At 75.8% G+C, this 20,405-nt stretch carries 22 protein-coding genes and 1 pseudogene; 8 read left to right on the top strand and 15 right to left on the bottom strand.

Going from position 1 to position 20,405, the window contains the following annotated elements; genetic code table 11:
* Window positions 1–639, bottom strand: coding sequence for a PadR family transcriptional regulator (locus tag ACVJO7_RS21960; protein WP_491674434.1), 639 nt, complete (start codon window positions 637–639; stop codon window positions 1–3).
* A 46-nt stretch (window positions 640–685) separates the two neighbouring features.
* Here ACVJO7_RS21960 and ACVJO7_RS21965 point away from each other — a divergent pair, with 46 nt between their 5' ends.
* Window positions 686–829 (top strand): hypothetical protein, encoded by a 144-nt coding sequence (locus ACVJO7_RS21965; protein ID WP_491674435.1) that lies wholly within the window; start codon window positions 686–688, stop codon window positions 827–829.
* 34 nt (window positions 830–863) lie between these two features.
* Here the strand turns inward: ACVJO7_RS21965 and ACVJO7_RS21970 are convergent, their stop codons facing one another.
* Window positions 864–1,088 carry a hypothetical protein gene (locus tag ACVJO7_RS21970; protein WP_491674436.1) on the bottom strand — a complete coding sequence of 75 codons (225 nt, stop codon included), beginning with the start codon at window positions 1,086–1,088 and terminating at the stop codon, window positions 864–866.
* Between the two features lie 381 nt (window positions 1,089–1,469).
* Between ACVJO7_RS21970 and ACVJO7_RS21975 the strand changes: the two are divergent.
* Together ACVJO7_RS21975 and ACVJO7_RS21980 are read left to right on the top strand one after the other, a co-directional pair.
* Window positions 1,470–1,652 (top strand): annotated as a pseudogene (locus ACVJO7_RS21975) (hypothetical protein); the annotation flags it as partial.
* Between the two features lie 350 nt (window positions 1,653–2,002).
* Window positions 2,003–2,125 (top strand): hypothetical protein, encoded by a 123-nt coding sequence (locus tag ACVJO7_RS21980; protein ID WP_491674488.1) that lies wholly within the window; start codon window positions 2,003–2,005, stop codon window positions 2,123–2,125.
* Window positions 2,126–2,167: 42 nt separating this feature from the next.
* Here the strand turns inward: ACVJO7_RS21980 and ACVJO7_RS21985 are convergent, their stop codons facing one another.
* A complete protein-coding gene (locus ACVJO7_RS21985) occupies window positions 2,168–2,902 on the bottom strand; it encodes a PIG-L deacetylase family protein (protein WP_344017676.1) in 735 nt (244 codons plus the stop codon).
* A 55-nt stretch (window positions 2,903–2,957) separates the two neighbouring features.
* Window positions 2,958–3,605: a DUF4190 domain-containing protein gene (locus tag ACVJO7_RS21990; protein ID WP_491674437.1), complete on the bottom strand. Its 648-nt coding sequence runs from the start codon at window positions 3,603–3,605 to the stop codon at window positions 2,958–2,960.
* Window positions 3,606–3,778: 173 nt separating this feature from the next.
* Between ACVJO7_RS21990 and ACVJO7_RS21995 the strand changes: the two genes are divergently transcribed.
* The gene (locus ACVJO7_RS21995; protein WP_491674438.1) at window positions 3,779–4,456 is read left to right on the top strand and encodes a maleylpyruvate isomerase N-terminal domain-containing protein; all 678 of its coding nucleotides are present in this window, start codon (window positions 3,779–3,781) and stop codon (window positions 4,454–4,456) included.
* A 47-nt stretch (window positions 4,457–4,503) separates the two neighbouring features.
* On the top strand, window positions 4,504–5,352 hold the full coding sequence (locus ACVJO7_RS22000; protein WP_344017672.1) for a CBS domain-containing protein: 849 nt from the start codon (window positions 4,504–4,506) through the stop codon (window positions 5,350–5,352).
* A gap of 1 nt (window position 5,353) precedes the next feature.
* Here the strand turns inward: ACVJO7_RS22000 and ACVJO7_RS22005 are convergent, their stop codons facing one another.
* Together ACVJO7_RS22005 and ACVJO7_RS22010 are read right to left on the bottom strand one after the other, a co-directional pair.
* Complete coding sequence (locus ACVJO7_RS22005) at window positions 5,354–5,668, bottom strand: hypothetical protein (protein WP_344017671.1); 315 nt, start codon at window positions 5,666–5,668, stop codon at window positions 5,354–5,356.
* 180 nt (window positions 5,669–5,848) lie between these two features.
* Window positions 5,849–7,516, bottom strand: a complete 1,668-nt coding sequence (locus tag ACVJO7_RS22010) for an FAD-binding dehydrogenase (protein ID WP_491674439.1) — start codon at window positions 7,514–7,516, stop codon at window positions 5,849–5,851.
* 48 nt (window positions 7,517–7,564) lie between these two features.
* Between ACVJO7_RS22010 and ACVJO7_RS22015 the strand changes: the two genes are divergently transcribed.
* A complete protein-coding gene (locus ACVJO7_RS22015) occupies window positions 7,565–8,224 on the top strand; it encodes a class II aldolase/adducin family protein (protein WP_491674440.1) in 660 nt (219 codons plus the stop codon).
* Here ACVJO7_RS22015 and ACVJO7_RS22020 read toward each other — a convergent pair.
* Window positions 8,154–9,323, bottom strand: a complete 1,170-nt coding sequence (locus ACVJO7_RS22020; RefSeq protein WP_491674441.1) for an S-methyl-5-thioribose-1-phosphate isomerase — start codon at window positions 9,321–9,323, stop codon at window positions 8,154–8,156. The two genes, ACVJO7_RS22015 and ACVJO7_RS22020, sit on opposite strands and share 71 nt — an antisense overlap.
* A 104-nt stretch (window positions 9,324–9,427) precedes the next feature.
* Complete coding sequence (locus ACVJO7_RS22025) at window positions 9,428–10,789, bottom strand: PQQ-dependent sugar dehydrogenase (RefSeq protein ID WP_491674442.1); 1,362 nt, start codon at window positions 10,787–10,789, stop codon at window positions 9,428–9,430.
* A 65-nt stretch (window positions 10,790–10,854) separates the two neighbouring features.
* Between ACVJO7_RS22025 and ACVJO7_RS22030 the strand changes: the two genes are divergently transcribed.
* Window positions 10,855–11,247, top strand: coding sequence for an SRPBCC family protein (locus tag ACVJO7_RS22030; RefSeq protein WP_344017666.1), 393 nt, complete (start codon window positions 10,855–10,857; stop codon window positions 11,245–11,247).
* Here ACVJO7_RS22030 and ACVJO7_RS22035 read toward each other — a convergent pair.
* The 3 genes from ACVJO7_RS22035 to ACVJO7_RS22045 are packed head-to-tail and all read right to left on the bottom strand — an operon-like array spanning window position 11,193 to window position 14,490.
* Window positions 11,193–12,071, bottom strand: a complete 879-nt coding sequence (locus ACVJO7_RS22035) for an alpha/beta fold hydrolase (protein ID WP_491674443.1) — start codon at window positions 12,069–12,071, stop codon at window positions 11,193–11,195. The genes ACVJO7_RS22030 and ACVJO7_RS22035 overlap by 55 nt on opposite strands.
* Window positions 12,068–12,931, bottom strand: coding sequence for an SDR family NAD(P)-dependent oxidoreductase (locus tag ACVJO7_RS22040; protein ID WP_491674444.1), 864 nt, complete (start codon window positions 12,929–12,931; stop codon window positions 12,068–12,070). The genes ACVJO7_RS22035 and ACVJO7_RS22040 overlap by 4 nt, the downstream gene beginning before the upstream one ends.
* Window positions 12,928–14,490 (bottom strand): flavin-containing monooxygenase, encoded by a 1,563-nt coding sequence (locus tag ACVJO7_RS22045; RefSeq protein ID WP_491674445.1) that lies wholly within the window; start codon window positions 14,488–14,490, stop codon window positions 12,928–12,930. The genes ACVJO7_RS22040 and ACVJO7_RS22045 overlap by 4 nt, the downstream gene beginning before the upstream one ends.
* A gap of 119 nt (window positions 14,491–14,609) precedes the next feature.
* Here ACVJO7_RS22045 and ACVJO7_RS22050 point away from each other — a divergent pair, with 119 nt between their 5' ends.
* The gene (locus ACVJO7_RS22050) at window positions 14,610–15,623 is read left to right on the top strand and encodes an AraC family transcriptional regulator (protein ID WP_491674446.1); all 1,014 of its coding nucleotides are present in this window, start codon (window positions 14,610–14,612) and stop codon (window positions 15,621–15,623) included.
* A 7-nt stretch (window positions 15,624–15,630) separates the two neighbouring features.
* On the opposite strand, the gene ACVJO7_RS22055 is transcribed toward ACVJO7_RS22050, so the two are convergent.
* The 4 genes from ACVJO7_RS22055 to ACVJO7_RS22070 all read right to left on the bottom strand — a co-directional run bounded on the left by ACVJO7_RS22055 (window position 15,631) and on the right by ACVJO7_RS22070 (window position 20,272).
* Window positions 15,631–16,653 carry a Rieske (2Fe-2S) protein gene (locus ACVJO7_RS22055; protein WP_344017661.1) on the bottom strand — a complete coding sequence of 341 codons (1,023 nt, stop codon included), beginning with the start codon at window positions 16,651–16,653 and terminating at the stop codon, window positions 15,631–15,633.
* Between the two features lie 20 nt (window positions 16,654–16,673).
* On the bottom strand, window positions 16,674–18,278 hold the full coding sequence (locus ACVJO7_RS22060) for an FAD-dependent oxidoreductase (protein ID WP_491674447.1): 1,605 nt from the start codon (window positions 18,276–18,278) through the stop codon (window positions 16,674–16,676).
* Window positions 18,275–19,054 carry a class I SAM-dependent methyltransferase gene (locus ACVJO7_RS22065; RefSeq protein WP_491674448.1) on the bottom strand — a complete coding sequence of 260 codons (780 nt, stop codon included), beginning with the start codon at window positions 19,052–19,054 and terminating at the stop codon, window positions 18,275–18,277. Before ACVJO7_RS22065 ends, ACVJO7_RS22060 begins: the two co-directional genes overlap by 4 nt.
* A 93-nt stretch (window positions 19,055–19,147) precedes the next feature.
* Window positions 19,148–20,272, bottom strand: coding sequence for a polyprenyl synthetase family protein (locus tag ACVJO7_RS22070; protein WP_491674449.1), 1,125 nt, complete (start codon window positions 20,270–20,272; stop codon window positions 19,148–19,150).
* Between the last annotated feature and the right edge of the window lie 133 nt (window positions 20,273–20,405).

The following is a 20,405-nucleotide window of genomic DNA, read 5'->3' on the forward strand; positions in this document are numbered from 1 at the left end:
TCAGCGGCGGGCGCGCTCGGCGACCACCCGCAGCGCCTCCCGGTCCGGCCCGGCGACGGCCATGTCCTCCGGCCACGACTCCACCACCGACGTCGCCCAGTCGGCCCACCGCTCGGTGGCCTCGGAGATGTCCGACAGGTACCGCCCGACCAGCGTGTTCAGTGCCGCACGCTGCGGGAACGGCGGCTCGTCGCCGAGGTAGCCCTCGGCGATCCCGCCGTCGAACTCGGCCATCTCCCGGGCCCAGGCCCGGGTCGAGGCGATGGTGGCGAGCAGGTCGGCGCGCGATCCGTGATCGGCCAGGAACACCTTGAGCAGCTGCTCGGACTCCAGCACCGGCGGCGCGGCCGGCTCGGCCAGCCAGCGGGCCAGCACCCGCCTGCCCTCCGGCGTGATCGTGTAGACGGTGCGCCGCCTGCGGCCGTGCAGCCGGGTCTCGGCGGTCGCCAGGCCGAGCTCGACCAGCTTGCGCGGCTCCTCGTAGAGCTTGCTGGCCGCCCGCGGCCAGAACCGGGACAGGCTGCGCCGGATCTGGGTGGTCAGCTCGTAGCTGCTCCACGGCTGCACGGCGAAGCGTGACGACGGGGACAGTGACGGCGACAGCGACAGCGACAGGGACAGCGACAGCGACAGGGACACCGACGGAGGTGGGGGCGCCCTCGGGCTGGCCGCGCTGCTGCTGTTCGTGCTCGTGGCGGGCGCCGCGCTGCTGCTGACGATGAGCCCGGCCGATCCCGCGTCCGGGCAGCAGCCGGTGCCCGCGGAGGCGGGCTGCGCCAACGGGTCGTCCGGGGCGCTGTTCGGGCTGGTCTGCGCGGAGGACCGCTGAGCCGGGCCGCGCGGGCTGCCCGGACCGTCCGGGATCAGCTCCGGGCGGCGGTGGACCGCTCGGCGGCGATCGAGCGGCGGTGGTGCAGGACGACCAGCGGGCGGACCGACAGCGCGGCCGCGGCCAGCAGGAGGGTCACCGCGGTCGGCGCGACGGACACCGAGACGATCGTCGCGGCGGAGAGCAGCACCATGAGCAGGCCGGCCAGGACGAGCGGCCGGAGTGCGACCGGGCGCAGTGCCGGGGCGGCTCGGAACATGGTGACCACCTCCAGATCGACGCGCGATGAGCGCGTCCCGAACACCCGAGTTCGGTCCGGCTAACTCTACTCCTCGGCGCGACTGGGGGCAAAGGGTCGCCGGGCCCGGCTCGCCTGCCGCCGTCCGGACACATACCGTGTCCGATACGTCACGACAGGTGGGGTGACGCCCACCCGAACGGGGGGTCCGCGTGCAGCCAGTGAGCCCACCGGCACCGGCACGTGTGGGGCGACCGGGTGACCGGTCCCGATCCGTCGACCCACGTGCTCACCGTCCCGGTCGGCGACGAGCAGCTCTGCGAGTCGGTCGCCGCCTTCCTGGCCGGCGGCCTGGCCGCGGGGGAGCGGGTCGCCTACTTCGACGACGACACCGCCGACGCGGTGCTCGCCCCGCTCGACGAGCTGCTCGAGCACACCGTCCGCTCCGCACTGGACGACGGCTGGGCCGGGCTGCGGTTCACCGGGCAGATGAACCACGGCCTGACCCGCCCCGGCGGGCACCTGCTCGAGGAGTACGAGCGGACCCTCGCCCGGGCCGTCCGCGGGCGCCCGGTGCACGCCCTGTGCGTCTACGACCACCTCCGCTACCCGGACGACGTCATCGACGTGATGCGCACCCTGCACCGGGACGAGGAGCAGAGCTCCCCGCTCTACGACGACAGCCTGCTCCGGATCACCCGGACCGGCCCGGCGCACATCCGGCTCGCCGGCCAGGTCGACCACGGCAACCGGCCGCAGGTCCGCCGGGCCGTCGAGCGGTTCCTGGAGCGGGTCGCGCACGGCGACACCGACACCGTGGTCGCCGATCTCGCGTCGCTCCGGTTCTGCGACGTCGCCGCCGCGGTCAGCGTCTCCACGCCGCCGACGCGCTGCCGGTCACCCTCCGGCTGCGGCTCGACCACGTCCGGCCGTCGGTGGCCCGGCTGCTGGACCGCTGCGGTGCGCCGTTCGCCGGGCAGCTGGAGGTGCGGGTGCGCGAACCGCGGGCGCTGCGCGTGGCCGACGCGGTCGCGCTCGCCGGTGAACGGCCGTCCTGACCGGGCCGCGGCCGGCCCGTCCGGCCGTGCGCCGGCACCCGGTCAGCGGGTGTCGAGCGCCCGGAACGACTCCGCGAGCCGCCCGTCCGGCAGCCCGGCCAGCTTCGCCCGGGACCGCGCCCAGTCCCGGATCAGCCCGTCCAGGTCCGTCATGTGCGCGGTCTGGCTGCGGTGCGCCCGCAGCGCGGCGATCTTCCGGTCGAACGTGCCGGTGATGTCGACGTGCCGGGCGGTGTCCGGGGCACCCGGCGCGCCGCCGGTCACCCAGACCTCGGCGACGGTGTGCGCGGCGAACCCGGCCTCGGCGAGCTCGGGATGCGCCCACGGGTTGCGCGCGTCCGGGTAGACCGCGCACAGCGCCGCCTCGCCGGTGGCGGTGTGGTCGGGATGGCTGCCGTACATGCTGTCCAGGTCGCGCACCGGCGACGGCACGACGACCCGGTCCGGGCGCACCTGCCGGATCACCCTGGCGAGATCGCGGCGCAGCTCCAGGGTGACCGTCAGCCGTCCGTCCGGGTGGCCCAGGAAGATCAGGTCCTCGACCCCGGCGACGGCCGCCGCGGCCCGCTGCTCGGCCTGCCGGATGCCGCCGATCTCCGAGCGCGGCACGGCCGGGTCGAAGCCGCCGGCGTCGCCGTCGGTGACCAGGCAGTAGGTCACCGCCACCCCGGCGTCGGTCCAGACCGCGACCGTGCCCGCGCAGGAGAAGTCGATGTCGTCGGGATGCGCGGCGATCACCAGCGCGCGTTCGATGCGGGAGTGCTCGTCGTCGGTCACGCCGACATCATCTCCCGCCGGTCCGCGCGGCCGGACCGGCACCGGGCCCCCGCGCTCAGTTCGCGTCCGGCGTGCCGACCTGCTCCTCCAGCCGGTCCTGCCAGTCCTGCTGGCACTGCTGGATCGCCGCCTGGTCGCCGCCCGCCTGCTCGACGCACTCGTAGAGATCGGCCCCGCCGATCGTGGTGAACAGCCCGATCGCGAAGACCGCGGCCGCCACCGCCGCCAGCACGGACAGCACGCCCAGCACCAGACCGGTGATCGCCACGCCCTGGTTGGTCGCGATCCGCTTGCGGACCCGGACGATGCCGATGATCCCGAGCGCGATCGCGACCAGGCCGAACAGGCCGCCGATCAGCAGCCAGAACGTCAGGATCCCGAGGATGCCGAGTACCAGCGCGGCGATCCCGACGCCGTTGCGCGGCGGCGCTCCGCCCGGGCCGCCCGGTCCGCCGTAGCCGGGCTGGCCGCCCGGGAACTGGTCGGGCCGCTGCGGGTAGCCGCCGTAGGGCTGCTCGCCGTAGCCCGGCTGCTGGCCGTAGCCCGGCTGCTGGCCGTAGCCCGGCTGCTGGCCGTACCCGGGCTGCTGGCCGCCGTAGGGCTGCTCGTGGCCGGGCTGCCCGGGATACGGGGCCTGGCGGCCCTGCTGGTCCGGGTCCTGCGGGTCCCCCGGCTGGCCCGGGTACGGCGGTGGGCTGCTCACGCTGGTCCTTCCCCGATCCGCACCGGCCGGGACCGGCCGGTGCGGATGGTGCTGCTGACGCTGTCGTCGTCGATGATCCCGGCGTGCCCGCCGCCGGTCCAGGTGAAACGCCCGTCGGTGCAGGTGTGACGCCCGACTGCGGGCCGCGCCCGGGCGTGGTGGGATCGGTGCCCGTGAGCGGAATCGACGAGATCGAGGAGTGGGTCAGGGCCCAGCGCCGGGTGATCGACCTGGTCCGGGACCTCCCGGCGGAGCGGTCGGGACGCCGGGTGCCCGCCTGTCCGGACTGGACGGTGCGCGACCTGTTCTCGCACATGGTCGGCCTCGGCGCGGACGTCGTCGCCGGCGACGAGCCGGACGACCACGACGCCGGGTGGACCGGGCGCCAGGTCGAGCGGCGGCGTGCCGACGACATCGCCACCCTGGTCGCCGAGTGGGAGTCGCTGACCGGCCCGGTGCGCGACTGGATGGCCACGCACACCACCCGCCCGCTCGCCGACGTGCTGATCCACGAGCAGGACCTGCGCGGCGCGCTCGGCGCACCGGGCGCCCAGCACACCCCGGGCCTGCACGCGCTGCGGGACCGGTTCGCGGGCCGCTTCGCCGGCCGGGTCGCCGGGCTGGCGCCGGTCGCACTGATCGGCGACGGCTGGCGGTGGGTGTCGTCCGGGGACGAGGCCGGCGCCGCGGTGGTCGTCCGGACCACCGACTTCGAGCTGGCCAGGGCGCTGGTGACCCGGCGCTCGGCGGACCAGCTCCGGTCCTGGACCGAGCGCGGCGACATCGGGCCCTACCTGGACGGGTTCGCCCTGCTCGGGCCGTTGCCGGACGCGCCGCTGTCGGAGTCCTGATCCCCGGCCGTTCCACACCGGTACGGTCGCGCGGCTACCGTCGGGGCATGGTGCTGCGAGCGCGGGATGTCATGACCGAACGCGTCGTCACCGTGTGGGCGGACGCGCCGCTCGCCCGGGCCCAGGAGCGGATGGCCGAGTCCCGCTACTCCGCGCTGCCGGTGGTGGACCGGCGGTTCTCGCTGGTCGGGATCATCAGCCTGGTCGACGTGCTGCGGCACCGCGGCGATCCGGAGGCGACCGTCGGCGACGCGATGACCGAGCAGGTCGTCACGATGCTGCCGACCACCAACGTCTCGATCATCGCGCACCGGATGCGGGTCTACGGCGAGCTGCGGCTGGTCCCGGTCGTCGACCGCGGGGTGCTGGTCGGCGTGATCACCCGCAGCGACCTGCTGCGGCACCGGCTGGCCGGCGGCCTGCTCCGCCGGACCGCCCGCCGGTTCGGCGGCGCCGGCCTGATCGGCCCGCTCCCCGAGGCGATGATGCCGCGCGGAGCGGGCCGGGTCGGCGGGCGGCCGCTCGCCTCGCTGCGGGTCGCCGACGTGATGACCGACGGCGGGCTGGTCGCGATCCCGCCGACGCTGGCGCTCGACGAGGCGGCCGAGGTGCTGCTGTCCTACCGGTTCACCGCGGTCCCGGTGGTCGACGACCGGGACCGGCTGCTCGGGATCCTCTCCGAGGCCGACCTGATGCACGGCTCGCTGGACGGCGGCCGCCGCACCAGGGCCCGGACCGTCGACAACGTGATGACCCGCGACGTCGAGGGCGTGCACCCGGACGATCCGCTCACCGACGCCGAGCAGCTGCTGTCCGAGCGCGGCTTCCGGGTGGTGCCGGTGGTCGACTCCGACGACGTCCTGGTCGGCGTGCTCAGCCGCAGCGACCTGCTGTAGGTCAGCCCGCGGGGACGGCCGGCACGGCCGGTGCCGCGGGTACCGCCGGCGCCGCCGGGACCGCGGGGGCCCGGACGTCCTCGCACTTCTGCGCCGCGTCGGCCACCAGCGCGGAGAACACCACCGGGTCCTGCAACGCCTGCTGCGGCAGCGTCGTGAGATCGAGGTGCTCCTGCACACAGGCGAGCTGCGCGGCCTGGTCGGCCGGGGTCGGCTCCGGCGGCGGGGCGGGCTGGGCGGCGGCCGTGCCGGTCGCCGCCGCGACGACGACGAGACCGGCCGCGGCGACGGCTGCGGCGCGCACGAGTGTCCTCACGATGATCCTGCTTCCTGCGCCGTCCGGCGCGGTCGTGGATGTGCCGCATCGCGGGGGAGCGGCGCCCCGGCGTCCGCGTCGCCCGCGGTGCACGGATCCTGACCGGCCGGGCCGGTGCCGGCGCGCGGTGTGCCCCGGACGCGTGACACCCGGCCGGGGCCGGATGGACGCCGGGACGGATCAGGTGGCCAGCGCGATCGCCCGCCCCGCCTGCCGGCCGGAGAACAGGCAGCCGCCGAGGAACGTCCCCTCCAGCGCGCGGTAGCCGTGCACGCCCCCGCCGCCGAACCCGGCCACCTCGCCGGCGGCGAACAGGCCGGGCACCGGTGAGCCGCCGGCGTCGAGCACCCGGCCGGCCAGGTCGGTCTGCAGGCCGCCGAGGGTCTTGCGGGTCAGCACGTGCAGCCGGACCGCGATCAGCGGACCGGCCGCGGGATCGAGCAGCGCGTGCGGCGGCGCGGTGCGGGCCAGCTTCTCGCCGAGCGTGCGCCGGGCGTTGTGGATCGCCACCACCTGCAGGTCCTTCGCGAAGGCGTTCCCGAGCTGCCGGTCCCGGGCGACGACCTGGCGGCGGATCGCCTCGACGTCCAGCTCGGGGGTGCCGCCGGTCAGCCGGTTCATCCCGGCGACCAGCTCGTCGAGGGTGTCGGCGACGACGAAGTCCGCGCCGCGTTCCTTGAACGCCTCCACCGGGGCGGTCGCGCCGGGCCGGACCCGGCCGAGGGTGGCCCGGACGTCCTTGCCGGTGACGTCCGGGTTCTGCTCGGACCCGGAGAGCGCGAACTCCTTCTCGATGATCTTCTGGGTGAGCACGAACCAGGAGTGCTCGTGCCCGGTCGCGCGCAGCGCGGCGAGCGTGCCGAGGGTGTCGAAGCCGGGGAAGTTCGGCGCGGGCAGCCGCCGGCCGGTGGCGTCGAGCCAGAGCGACGACGGCCCCGGGATGATCCGGATGCCGTGCCCCGGCCAGATCGGGGCGTGGTTCTGCACGCCCTCGGTGTAGTGCCACATCCGGTCCCGGTTGACGATCCGCCCGCCCGCCGCACCGGTGATGCCGAGCATCCGGCCGTCGACGTACGCGGGGACACCGGTGACCATGTGCTGCGGCGGCGTGCCGAGCCGGTCCGGCCAGTTCGCACGGACCAGGTCGTGGTCGCCGCCGATCCCGCCGGAGGTCACCAGCACCGCGCCGGCCCGGAAGGTGAAGTCGCCGACGACGTCGCGGTTGGTCGGTGCGCCGCGCTCGGCGGTGTCCGGGGCGAGCACGGCGCCGTGCACGCCGTCGACGGTGCCGCCGGTGACGGCGAGCCCGTCCACCCGGTGCCGGAAGCGCAGCGTGATCGCACCGGTCGCGGCGTGCTCGCGGACCCGGCGGACGAACGGCTCCAGCACACCCGGCCCGGTGCCCCAGGTGAGGTGGAAGCGGGGCACCGAGTTGCCGTGCCCGTCGGCGAGGTGCCCGCCGCGCTCGGCCCAGCCGACCACCGGCAGCCAGCGCACCCCCTGCCCGTGCAGCCAGGACCGCTTCTCCCCGGCGGCGAAGTGCACGTACGCGGTCGCCCACTGGCGGGCCCAGAAGTCCTCGCCCGCCGGGTCGTCGACACCCCGGTCGAAGGCCGCCGAGCCCAGCCAGTCCGACAGCGCCAGCTCCGGCGAGTCGCGGATCCCGGTCCGCCGCTGCTCCGGGGTGTCGACCAGGAACAGCCCGCCGAGCGACCAGAACGCCTGCCCGCCCAGGTTCTGCTCCGGTTCCTGGTCGAGCACCAGCACCGAGCGTCCGGCGTCGGCGAGCTCGGCTGCGGCGACGAGCCCGGCGAGACCGGCCCCGATCACGATGACATCGGCGTCCATGGCGGCGATCCTGCCGGACATCGCTACCGACGGGTAGGGTCGCTGCGCATGCACCCGGACGCCGCGCGCGAGACGCTCTGCACCTGGTCCCGCCGGATGGTGCGCGACGGCCTGGTCGTCGGCACCTCCGGGAACCTCTCGCTGCGCTGCGGCGAGCTGATCGCGGTCACCCCGTCCGGTGTGGACTACGAGACGATGACCGCCGACGACGTCGTGCTGGTCACCCCGGCCGGTGCGGTCGCCGACGGGGTCCGGGCCCCGACCAGCGAGCTCGCCCTGCACCTGGCCGCGCAGGCCCGCCCCGGCACGTCCGCGGTGGTGCACACGCACTCGCCCGCGGCGGTGGCGCTGTCGTTGCTGCGCGACGACGTCCCGCCGGTGCACTACCAGATCGCGATGTTCGGCGGCTCGGTGCGCGTCGCCGGGTACGCCCCGTTCGGCAGCGACGAGCTGGTCGCGAACGCGGTCGCCGCGCTCGGCGACCGCAGCGCGGTTGTGCTCGGCAACCACGGGACGCTGGTGCTCGGTGAGCACCTCGGCGCCGCCTACGACGGCGCCCGGCAGCTCGAATGGCTGTGCGACGTGTGGCTGCGGGCCCGCGCCGTCGGTGAGCCGCGGCTGCTGACGGAGGCGCAGATCAGCGTGGCGGGACAGTGCTTCGCGGCGCAGAAGCGGACGGTGCGGGACTCCACGCCCGGTGCTCGGTGACGATCGCGGTCACCAGCTCGTGCGGGGTGACGTCGAACGCCGGGTTGTAGACGGGCGTCCCGGGCAGCGTCATGAGCGTGCCGCCGTGCTCGCGGACCTCGTCGGCACCGCGCTGCTCGACGACGATGTCGCCGCCGGTCGGCGTGTGCGGGTCGATCGTCTCCTCCGGGGCGACCACCACGAACGGGATCCCGGAGCGGGCCGCCGCGCAGGCCAGCATGTAGGTGCCGATCTTGTTGGCGACGTCGCCGTTCGCGGCGATCCGGTCGGCCCCGGCGAACACCACGTCGACCAGTCCGGTGGCGATCGCCGCGGGGCCCGCCGAGTCGACGCACAGCCGGTGCGGCACCCCGGCCCGCTCCAGCTCCCACACGGTCAGCCGCGCCCCCTGCAGCAGCGGGCGGGTCTCGCAGGCGAGCACCTCGGCCAGTGCCCCGTCGGCGTGCAGGGTGAGGATCGCGCCGAGCGCGGTGCCGCCCGGGCCGGCGGCCAGCGGGCCGGTGTTGCAGACGGTCAGCGCGCGCAGCGGCCGGTCCGGGCAGCGGGCGCGGACGAGGTCGGCGGCCCGCCGGGTGGCCGCGGCGTTGACCGCGGCGGCCTCGGCGGCGACGGCGCGGGCCACGGCGAGCACCGCGGCCGGGGTGGGCGCGCTGCCGGTGGGTGCGCGGTCGGCGGCGGTGCTCTCGGGGGCGGCGGGGTTGCCGGGGCCTGCGGGGCTGCCGGGAGTGGCGGCGGCCGGGCCGTGGGGGCTGTCGGCGCTGCCGGCGCTGCCGTCGAGGACCGCGAGTGCGCGCCGGACCCCGATCGACAGCGGCACCGCGGTGGGCCGGGCGGTCGCGATCCGCTCCGCGTCCGCGCGCACCGCGGCCCGGGAGCCGGGGGTGCCGGTGCCGTGCCGGTGCGCGGCGAGCGCGACGCCGAAGGCGCCGGTGATCCCGAGTGAGGGCGCCCCGCGCACGGCGAGCGACCGGACGGCGTCGATCACCCCGTCGACGGTGGTCAGGTGCAGGTGCTCGGTGTGCTGCGGCAGCGCCCGCTGGTCCAGCAGGACGACGGCCGGGCCGCCCTCGGTCTCGTCGGCCCAGTCCACGATCCGCATTCCGGCGACGGTACCCGCCGAATGATCCACGATCGGGAACCGGAACGGTCGCCGGCCGGACGTTCCGGTTCCCGATCGTGGATCATCGGCCGGACGACCGGGGCTCAGGCGGGCGGGGCGAGGCGGTAGACGGCGCCGGCGTCGTCGTCGGTGATGTAGACGGCCCCGTCCGGACCGGGGACCGCGGCGACCGGCCGCCCCCAGCGCGCCCCGGACGGGTCCTGGAACCCGCCGACCAACGTCTGCTGCGGGCCCATCCGGCCCTCGGCGTAGGGGAAGTAGGAGACCTCGGGGGCACGCGGCGGATCGGCGTTCCACGAGCCGTGCACCCCGGCGAGCGCGCCACCGGTGTACGGGGCGGGCAGCTCCCCGTCGGTGAACGCCAGGCCGAGCGGGGCGGAGTGCGCCGGGAACGCCTGTTCCATCGGCGCGAGCGTCGCGCAGTCGAGCTCGCTCCCGCCGGGATTGAGCTCGGCGTCGGGCACCATCGGCACGTCGGTGAGGTCCTGCGGGCTGCCCTGCACGCCGGGCTGGGTGTCCGGGTCGGGATTGCAGTAGGGCCAGCCCAGGTTCCGGCCCGCGGTGAGCCGGGCCAGGGGTTCCGCGGGATGCGCGGTCACGTACTGGTTGATCACGTCGCCGAACGACGAGCCGGACGCGTCGCCGTAGGGCCGGTCGTAGGGATAGGGGACGTTGTCGCGGCCGTTCACCGCGGTCCAGACGGCGCCGTCCGGGGCGACCGCCAGCCCGGTGCCGTTGCGGACCCCGACCGCGAACGGTTCGGCAGGACCGCCGCCGGGCGGGATCCGCAGGATCGAGGCCCGCGGTGGCGTCGCGGCGAGATCCTCGACCGAGATGTTGCCGGTGGAGCCGATCGAGACGTAGAGCGCGCCGTCCGGTCCGGCGGCGACCGACTTCAGCTCGTGGCCGTAGGCGCCGCGCAGGTCCGGGCTGTTGGCGTCCGGCAGCCCGTCGGCGACGACCCGCCGCCCGGTCGCGGCACCGGCGGCGTAGTCGTAGGACACGACCCGGTTGCTCTCGGCGACGTGCAGCGTCGAGCCGTCCGGGGAGAACGCCAGGCCGTGCGGCTGGGTGAGCCCGTCGAGCAGGCTGCGCTGCGCGCCGTCCGGGGTCAGGAGGAGCACCCGCCCGTCGTCCGGGACCGAGACGAGCAGGTTCCGGTCCGGCGTCCACACGGCGAGCCGGGCGTTCGGGACCCTGGCGAACACCGACAGCGTCCAGCCCGGCGGGACGAGCGCCTCCCGCGGCTGGTCCAGCGGGGCGTCCGCCAGCCCGGGCGGGACGTCCAGCGGGACCGGCACCAGCTCGGCGGCCGCCGCGGCGACCGGCGCCTCGTTCCCGGAGACCGCGTTCGTCACCGGGTTCGGGCCGGCCCCGCAGGCCACCAGCAGGGGCAGGACGGTCAGCGCGGCGATCCACGCCCCACGCAACGGTGCACTCCGCATCACCCGGACGGTACGGGCCGCCCGGCCCGGCTGCGCGACGGCCCGCGGGGGCGCAGGATCGGTGGATGCGCCTGACCCTGCACGCCCGCGGCCCGCAGCCCGCCGACGAGGTGTGGGAGCGCTACGCGGTCCCCGCCCGCTGGCCGGAGTGGGCGCCGCTGATCACCGGGGTCGACTGCCGCGACGACCGGATCCGCACCGGCTCCACCGGCGCGGTGCGCGGCCCGTTCGGGGTGCCGCAGGTGCGGTTCACGGTGACCGAGCTGGACGAGCGGCTCGGCACCTGGGCGTGGGACGTGGCGCTCGGCCCGGTCCGGCTGTCGCTGGACCACGGCGTGCGCCCGTCCGGCGGCGGCACCCGGACCTGGCTGACGATCGAGGGCCCGGCCGCCGCCGTACTGGGCTACGCGCTGCCGGCGCGGGCGTCGCTGGAGATGCTGGTGCGGCGCCCGGCCTGACCGATGTGCTCCAGGGCGAGCGCGGCGAACCGCTCCGGCACCTCGATCTGCGGCATGTGCCCGACCCGGCCGAACACGTGCGTGGTGACCTGCGGCAGCGCGCGGGCGGCGGTCCGCAGCTGGGAGACCGGCAGGATCAGGTCCCGCTCGCCCCAGACGACCAGGGTCGGCTTCGGGGCCTTCGCCGCGGCGGCGAGCAGTGCGGACCGCCAGCCGGCCCGCACCCCGCGCACGGTGCCGAGCTCGGTGATCATCTCCAGGAAGGTCTGCGCGAACTCGGGCCGGGCGGCGATCTCCATGGCCCGCGCGACGCGCTCGTCGGTGACCAGCGCCGGATCGACGAACAGCGACCGCTCGGTGCGCCGGATCGCGCGCTCGTCCATCCGGCCGAGCAGGAACCGGCCCAGCAGCGGCACGCCGAGCACCCGCAGCGCGGGCGTCACCTCGGTGCCGAACCCGGCCGGGTCGGCCAGCACCAGGGTGGCGACCCGGTCCGGCGCCCGGGTGGAGAGCAGCAGCGCGACGGCGCCGCCGAGCGAGTTGCCCATCACGTGCGCCGGCCGGGTCTCGCCGAGCGCGTCCAGGGTGGCCAGCGCGGTGTCGGCGAGCCGGGCCAGGGTGGCCGGGCCGTCCGCGCGGCCGGAGTACCCGAAGCCGGCGAGGTCCGCGGCGATCACCCGGTGGCCGGACAGCAGGGCGTGCTGGTCGTCCCAGTCCTCCAGGCTGCGGCCGATGCCGTGCAGCAGCAGCACCGGCTCGCCCGCCGGGGCGCCGGACTCGCGGACCCGGATCCGGGCGCCACCGGCGTCGACGAAGCGGGTCATCGGGCGGCCGCCGTGCGCTGCGCCCGCCCGGCCGAGCCGAGCAGCCGGGAGAGCAGCTTCAGGCCGTTCACCGGGGCGAGCCGGGCGAGCGCGTCGGGGACCTTCGCGCTGATCCCGATGAGCAGCCGCGGGCGGCGCTTCTCGATCGCCTCGACGATCTGCTCGGCGGCCCGGTCGGCCGGGAACGTCAGCAGCTTCTGGAAGTCCCGCTTGCCCTTCGCGGCCTCGTCGGCCGGGATGTTGACGCCGACCCGGGCGGACTCGGCGATCCCGGTCGCGATGCCGCCCGGGTGCACGGTGGTCACCGTGGTGCCGGACGCGGCGAGCTCGCCGCGCAGCACCTCGGAGAAGCCGCGCAGCGCGAACTTCGACGCGCAGTACGCCGACTGGCCGGGCGGCGCGATCAGCCCGAACAGGCTGGAGACGTTGACGACGTGGCCGCCGGGGCGCGCGGTCAGCGCGGGCAACAGGGCGTGCGTGAGCCGCACCGGGGCCCGGAAGTTGACGTCCAGCACCCAGTCGAACTCGTCGAGGGTGAGCCGGGCGAAGTCGCCGCCCAGTGCGACGCCGGCGTTGTTGACCAGCAGCCGGATCTCCGGGTGCCCGGCGCGGATCCGGCCGGCGAGCGCGTCCACCGCGTCCCGGTCGGCCAGGTCGACGGTCTCGGTGGTCACCGACAGCCCGGGGTGCGCGGCCCGGACGGTGCCGGCGACCGCGTCGAGCCCGGGGCCGTCCCGGTCGACCAGCACGAGATCGCTGCCGCGCTCGGCGAGCAGCCGGGCGATGTGCGTGCCCATGCCGCCGGCCGCCCCGGTGACGACGGCGGTGCCCTCGGCGAAGCGGAACGGTGTGCGGCTCATGACGCGAGCTCCTTCTCGGTCGGGGTGTCGGCTGCGATCCCGGCCTCGGACGGCGCGGTGACGGCGGCCGAGCGCTGCCCGACCGCGGACGCCGGGGTGAGCAGCATGTCCTTCTCCAGGTCGGCCCGGCCGAGGCCGATGGCGTCGAGGAAGAAGTTCTGCCGCAGCCGCCACGGGTCCTTGCGGCCCTGCCGCGGGAACAGGTGCTCGGAACGCTTGACGTAGCCGGAGGCGAGATCGAGCAGCGGCCGGTCCGGCGACACGGTCGGCGCCGGCGTCGCGACCGCGATGCCCCGCCGGTCCATGTGCGCGAGCAGCCGCGGCACGTAGCGGGCGACCAGGTCGGCGCGCAGCGTCCAGGACGCGTTGACGTAGCCGATGCAGAACGCCAGGTTCGGCACGCCGGAGAGCATCAGGCCGCGGTAGGTGACCGTCTTGCCGATGTCGACCTGCTCGCCGTCGACCCGGATCGTCATGCCGCCCAGCGGCTTGAGCGACAGCCCGGTGGCGGAGACGATCACGTCGGCCGGGAGCTCGTCGCCGGAGCGCAGCCGGATGCCGCGCTCGGTGATCCGGTCGATGTGGTCGGTGACGACCGAGGCGTCACCGGCGCGGATCGACCGGAAGAAGTCGCCCTCGGGGACCACGCACAGCCGCTGGTCCCACGGCTCGTAGGACGGCGTGAAGTGCTGGTCCACGTAGGACTCGTCCTTGAGGAACCGCAGGGCGAGCCCGCGCAGCACCTTCTTCACCCGCTCCGGGCGGCGCCGGGCGAGCTGGTAGAAGCTCTGGGTGAGCGCGACGTACTGGTAGCGCAGGATCGTGTGCGCGAGCTTCGCGGGCAGGATCCGGCGGAGCCGGTCGGCGACCGGGTCGCGGCTGGGCAGCACGGTCAGGTACGACGGCGAGCGCTGCAGCATCGTGACGTGCTCGGCCTGCTCGGCGAGCGACGGGATCAGCGTGACGGCGGTCGCCCCGGACCCGATGACGACGACCCGCTTGCCGGTGCAGTCGAGGTCCTCGGGCCAGAACTGCGGGTGCACCCAGGTGCCGGTGAAGTCCTCCCGGCCGGGGAACTCGGGCTGGTAGCCGCGGTCGTAGTCGTAGTAGCCGGAGCACATGAACAGGAACGCGCAGGTGTAGCGGCGGGGTCCGTCGGCGGTCTCGGTGTCGACGGTCCAGCGGGCGGTGGCCGAGTCCCAGGTGGCGCCGACGACCTTGGTGCCGAACCGGATGTGGTCGCGGACGCCGTACTGGTCGGCGGTCTCGCCGATGTAGCGGCGGATGTCGGCGCCGTCGGCGATCGACTTGGGCTCGCGCCACGGCCGGAACGGGTAGGCGAGGGTGAACATGTCCGAGTCCGAGCGGATGCCCGGATAGCGGAAGAGGTCCCAGGTGCCGCCGAGGTCGGCCCGGCCCTCCAGGATCGCGTAGTCCTTGCCGGGCAGCTCCTGCTGCAGGCGGCACGCGGCGCCGATGCCGGACAGGCCGGCACCGACGATGATCACGTCCCGGTGCTCGGTCCCGGCGGGGTTGCTGGGCTGTGTCCCGGAAGTCACGGGCGGCCTCCCTGTCGTGGTCGTCTGCGCTGACTGGCCGTGCTGTTCGACGTCGATACTGCCTGAAACCTACCGCGGGTAACTTGACCTCGTGCGACAACAACTTAACCTCGGGCGCCATGGAGACGGGATCCCTCACCCGGGCGAGAGCGCTGCGCGGCCTGCCCGAGCTCGTCGGTGAGCTGGGGGGCGACGGGCCGGCGCTGTTCGCCCGGTTCCGGATCCCGGTCGCCGCCGTGGACGGGGCCGATCCGGACGCGCTGGTCCCGACCCGCTCGCTGGGCCGGGTGCTGGAGACCGCCGCCGGCGAGCTGTCCTGCCCGGACCTGGGGCTGCGGCTGGCCGAGCGGCAGGGCCCGGAGATCCTCGGGCCGCTGGCGGTCGCCGTGCAGAGCTCGGCGACCTTCGGCGACGCGCTGGACTGCGCCTCGCGCTACCTGTACGTGCACAGCCCGGTGCTGACGGTCGGCACGGTGCCGGACCCGGAGGCCGCGCCGGGGGTGACCGGGCTGGAGTACGGCAGCACCGAACCGATGCCGCCGCAGGTCGCCGACCTGGGGATCGGGGTGCTGCACCGGATCGTGCGGCTGCTCGCCGGCGGCGCCTACGGCCTGCGGTCGGTGCACCTGCCGCATCCGCCGCTGGCCGCGCTGGACCGCTACCGCGACTTCTTCGACGCCGACGTCCGGTTCGACCGGCCGGCGGCGGTGCTGCGGGTCCCGGCCGACCTGGTCCGGCGGCCGCTGGCCGGGGGCGGCGACGAGATCGTGCGGGCGATCGCGATCGACTACCTGGAGACCCACTTCGACCGCCCCGGCCGGACGGTCGGCGACCGGGTCCGGACCGCCGTCGACCGGTCGCTGGGCAGCGGACCGGTCCGGGTCGGCTCGGTCGCCCGGCTGCTGCGGGTGCACCCGCGCACCCTGCAACGGCACCTGGCGGGCGAGGGCACCACGTTCGAGCAGATCGTCGACCAGGCGCGCCGCGACCTGGCCGAGCGCCTGATCACCCGCACGGACCTGCCGTTCACCCAGGTCGCGGGCATGGTGGGGCTGGCGGAGCAGTCGGCGCTGACCCGCTCGGCGCGGCGCTGGTTCGGCGTGCCGCCGCGGGAGCTGCGCCGGCGGGCGTGACCGGCGCTCAGCCGGTCCGGGTGCGCATCTCGTATCGCCGCTCGGCGTAGTCCAGGTCGTCGCGCCACAGCTTCGTCGCGGCGGCCGCCATCGCCGGCCGGATGGCCGGGGCGAGCCGGGACGCGATCGCGAACCCGGGCCGGTCCGATCCGGCGACGACCGCCTCGACCACCGACGTCCGCGGCCGGCCGTCGCGGCCCGGGCCGCGCGGCGTCGCGTGCGTCTCGACGACGCTGCCGACGCCCTCGCCGTCCACGATCCGCATGACCACGGTGCGCGGCTCCGGGCAGACGAACTCGGCCTGCACCGGCACCCCGACCCGCGGCCCGACCTTGAAGGTGACCGTCACCAGGAACCGGTCGTCGTCCTCCTCGATCTCGCCGACGTCGGTGACCTGCGGCGCGGACACGACGTCGAGCCGCTGGAAGGAGTACGGGTGGAACCAGGCCCCGTGCCAGGGGTCGAGCCGGTTGGCGACGATGTCCTCCGGCTCGCAGACGCCGGTTAGCGTGGTCACCGCGTCCAGGGTGCGGCCGGCCGGGCGGGCCGGGACGACGGGCGCGTCGGTCGGGTCCTCGCCGCCGAGCTCGTCGAGCCGGACCCAGACCAGCACGCCGTCGTCGTGCGCCGGGAAGGGGACCCAGCCCGGCCCGGAGCGGGTGCCCAGGCGCAGCCCGTGCCAGCGGCACACCAGCTCCCCGCAGTCGACGGCGGCGAGCGCCATCGGGGCACCCAGGTGCGGGCAGGCGCCCGGGCCGACCCGCACCGTCCCGGTGGTGTCCCGCCAGGCGACCAGCTCGGTCCCGCCGACCCGGGTGCCGAACGGCCGGTCCGCCCGGACCTGCCGGGAGGAGGCGAGCACGAACCAGTTCCCGGACGGCCGGGCCTGGGCCCGTTCCAGCGCGGCGGAGATCAGCTTGGGATCCGCCCCGGCGTAGGTGGGGCGCTGGCGGGCCCAGTCCGATGGCGGCAGCGGCTGCAGCGGCCAGCTCGCCGGCCAGCGGCTCGAGATCCGGGACAGCAGGCTCATGACGGTTTCCTTCTCACGGGTCAGCGGGAACGCATCGCGTACTCGGCGGCCCGGCGCAGCGGGCCGAACCGGCCACGGGTGGGAACGGTCTCCAGCGGATGGCCGGCCAGCCCCCAGCCGGCGAGCAGCCGGTTCGCGGCCAGCCAGCCGGTGCTCGCGGCCCGTTCCATCAGCGCGACCGGCAGGTCGATCCGGATGCCGTCGCCGGCCAGCACCAGGCCGTCGACCGGGGTGACGACGCCCGGCCGGCGGGCGAAGTCACCGATCCCGAACATCGGGCAGTCCCGGCGCCACTGCACCAGCTCGCCGACGGCGCGGGCGCCCGCGGTCTCCGGGTAGATCGCGTGCAGCCGGGCCAGGCAGCGGCTGCGCAGCTCGGCGGTCCAGGCCTCCTCGTCGGTCCCGGCGGGGACGGCCGCGGAGTAGGCGTGCAGCTCGACGACCGAGCCGCCGGTGCGGGCCGCCCAGGTCGCCGCGTCGCGCTCGTAGCGGTCCAGGACCGAGATGTTGTCCAGCGGGTCCAGTCCGCCGGTGCCCAGGAACGGCGGCCGGTCCTCGCGCACCGGGCGGTCCAGCCACAGCCGGTACACCAGGAACGGCGGCGCGCTGCCCAGCGCGGCGACGTCCTCCCGCCAGGCGGGCAGCGCGTCCGGCCCGGCGGGCACGGCGGGCGGGCCGTCGCCGGGGCCGAGATCGGACGCGGCGACGATGTCCCGCAGCCCGGGCACGTCCGCGGCGAGGACGACCGCGTCGACCTCGGTACCGCCGGACGAATGATTCACGTGGAACCGTCCACTCGCGACATCGCGCTGGACCGACGACACCCGGGTGCCGGTCCGGAAGCCGACGCCGCGGGCGGTCAGGTAGTGCCGCAGCGGCTCCCACAGGGCGGTGTCGAACCCGTCGTCGGGCACGTCGAACATCAGCCCCTCGGACGAGCCGAGGAAGTAGATGTGGAACATCGTCGCCAGCTCGGCGGCCGACATGGTCGACGGCGGGGCGAAGAAGCTGCGGGAGAACACCTCGAACGCCAGGTGCCGGGCGGCCGGCGGGAAGTTGATCGACTCGAGGAAGGTCTGCGCGTCGACGTCGTCGAGCGCGTCGTAGATCGCCGGTACCGAGACCGCGGCCAGCGGGGCGGCGGCCCGCGGATCGAGCCCGGCCAGGTCGCGCGGCCGGAAGGTGGGGCTGCGCAGCGCGAACAGCACAGCGTTCCACGGCGGGGTGCGGGGCAGGCCACGGAAGGTGTCGCGGCGGCCCTCGGCGTCGATCAGCGGGTAGTCGTCGAGCGCGACCAGCCTGCGCAGGCCCGGATCGGCGCGGCGCAGCAGCGAGCGCAGGTTGTAGTACTGCCGGAAGAACGCGTGGAACCCGCGGCCCATCGACACCGCGGTGCCGTCGGGCAGCCGGTCCGGCCAGGCGCCGACCCGGCCGCCCAGGTAGGGCTCGCGTTCCAGTACCTCGACGACGACGCCGCGCTCGGCCAGCCCGGTCGCCGCGGCCAGCCCGGCGATCCCGCCGCCGACCACCGCGACCCGCGGCCGCCTGCCGAGCAGGCCGGCGTCGCCGAGCCCGTCGGCCGGCGGATGCACGACCCGGCGCGGGTCGGCCGGGGCGACGCTCACCGGCGGGTCCCCAGCACGGTGTGCACCACGCCGCTCTGCCAGCCGGTCATGGTCTCGGAGTGCACGGCGTCGAACCCGGCGGTGCGCAGCCGGTCGCGCAGCCGCCCGATGCCGTCGAAGGTGTTCACGCTGCGCCACAGGTGCCGGTAGAGGGCCGTCTCGCCGGTGGTGAGCCGGCCCAGCGGGACGATCACGCCCCAGCAGACCGCGTGCCAGACCGCCCGGGCCCGCGCCGAGTCGGCGACCGAGTACTCGTGCAGGGCGAGCACGCCGCCGGGGCGGAGCAGGTCGTGGAACCGGCGCAGCTGGGCGTCCGGGTCGTCGAGGTTGCGCAGCAGGTAGGCGGCGAGGATCCCGTCGAACGGCCCGGTCACCCCGGCGTCGGCGAGCGCCTCGGCGGTGGAGTGCACGAATCGCACCGAGGCCGGCCACGGCTTCGACCGGGCCCTGGCGAGCATCCCGGCCGAGGCGTCCACCGCGACGATCTCGGCCCGCGGCGCGACCGCCAGCAGCGCCGCGGTGGAGGCGCCGGTGCCGCAGCCGGCGTCGAGCAGGCGCAGCCCGGCGCCGTCGCGGGGCAGCCGCATCCGGGCGGCCGAGGCGCGCAGGTGGTCGTGGTACCCGGGGTTCATCCCGACCAGCCGGTCGTAGTCGCCCGCGCCGTCGTCGAAGTGCGTGGGGACCTCGTGGCGGGGCAGTCCGGCCCGGCCGACGGTTCCGGTGCGGGCGGGTCCGCCGCCGGGGTCCGGGGTGCTGTCCTCGGTGCTGTCGGCCATGCGCGGGAGCGTAGAACCGGACGTCGGGGACGGCGCGCCGGGGGAGCGGTGATCGGGTCCGGGCCGGACGCCGCCGATCGGGGGCCGCACCGCTCAGGCGATCCGGTCGGCGCAGCGCACGGCCATCGCACGGAGCACCCCGGCGACGTCGTCGGTGAGCCGTCCGTCGCCGACCGCTCCGTCGACCAGCCGCAGCGCGCCCTGCACCCGGGTGCCGATCAGCTCGTCGATCCGGCGGCGGGCGCCGGTGGACTCGATCAGGGCGCGGGCCGCGTCGACGTCGACCGGGGCGTCCCGGTCGGACCCGAGCAGCAGCGCGTCCAACCGGGACCGGACCGACGGGCCGGCCAGCTCCCGGGCCAGCACGACCAGGCTGGTCGCCTTGCGCTCGGTCAGATCGTCGCCGGTCGGCTTGCCGGTGGCGTCGGTGCCGAACACGCCGAGCACGTCGTCGCGCATCTGGAACGCCTCGCCGATCATCGTGCCGTAGTCGCCGAGCAGTGCCAGCAGCTCGTCGTCCGCCCCGGCCATCGCCGCGCCCAGCTCCAGCGGGCGCCGGACGGTGTAGTTGCCGGACTTGCGGCGCAGCACGTCCATCACCTCGTCCAGGTCCGGCACCCGGCGGGCGTCGTTGACCAGGTCGGCGAACTGGCCGACGGCGAGCTCGGAGCGCATCGCGTCGTAGCGCGGCCAGCCGCGGTCGAGCACCGTCGCGGGCAGCCCGCTCTCCCGCATCGCCTGCTCGGCCCACACCAGGCACAGGTCGCCGAGCAGCACCGCCCCGGACTCGCCGAACCGCTCGGCGCTGCCGGACATGCCCTGCGCGCGGTGCCAGGCGGCGAGCTGGACGTGCACGGTCGGCCGGCCGCGGCGCTGCACCGAGCCGTCCATCACGTCGTCCTGCAGGAGCGCGAAGGCGTGCAGCAGCTCCAGCCCGGCGACGGCGCGCAGCGCCTCCGGCGAGTCCGGTGCGGTGGTCCGCCAGCCGAGGTAGCCGAACATCGACCGCAGGTACTTGCCGCGGCCGACGAAGTCGGCGAGCACGCCGGACACGAACTCGGCGCCCGGCACGGTGTGCACGTGCTCGGCACAGCGCCGCCGGACGACGTCCTCCACGTGCGCGTGCACCCGGCGGCGGATCTCCTCGGGCCAGCCGGTGCCCGGTGGCACCTGTCCGGCGCGCTCGCGCTGCCTCGCGGGGCCCGTCTCCACGGCCATCGCCACGCCTCCTGCCGGCCGGTCGGTCGACCCGGACGTGGTCCGGGCACGGCGGGTGCCCGCCGGATCGACCGAGCCTATGGGCGACAGCGTGATCCCGCCCGGCGGCCACCGGATCGGGAACGACGTCGGA

The sequence above is a fragment of the Pseudonocardia sp. DxW genome (assembly GCF_058448985.1).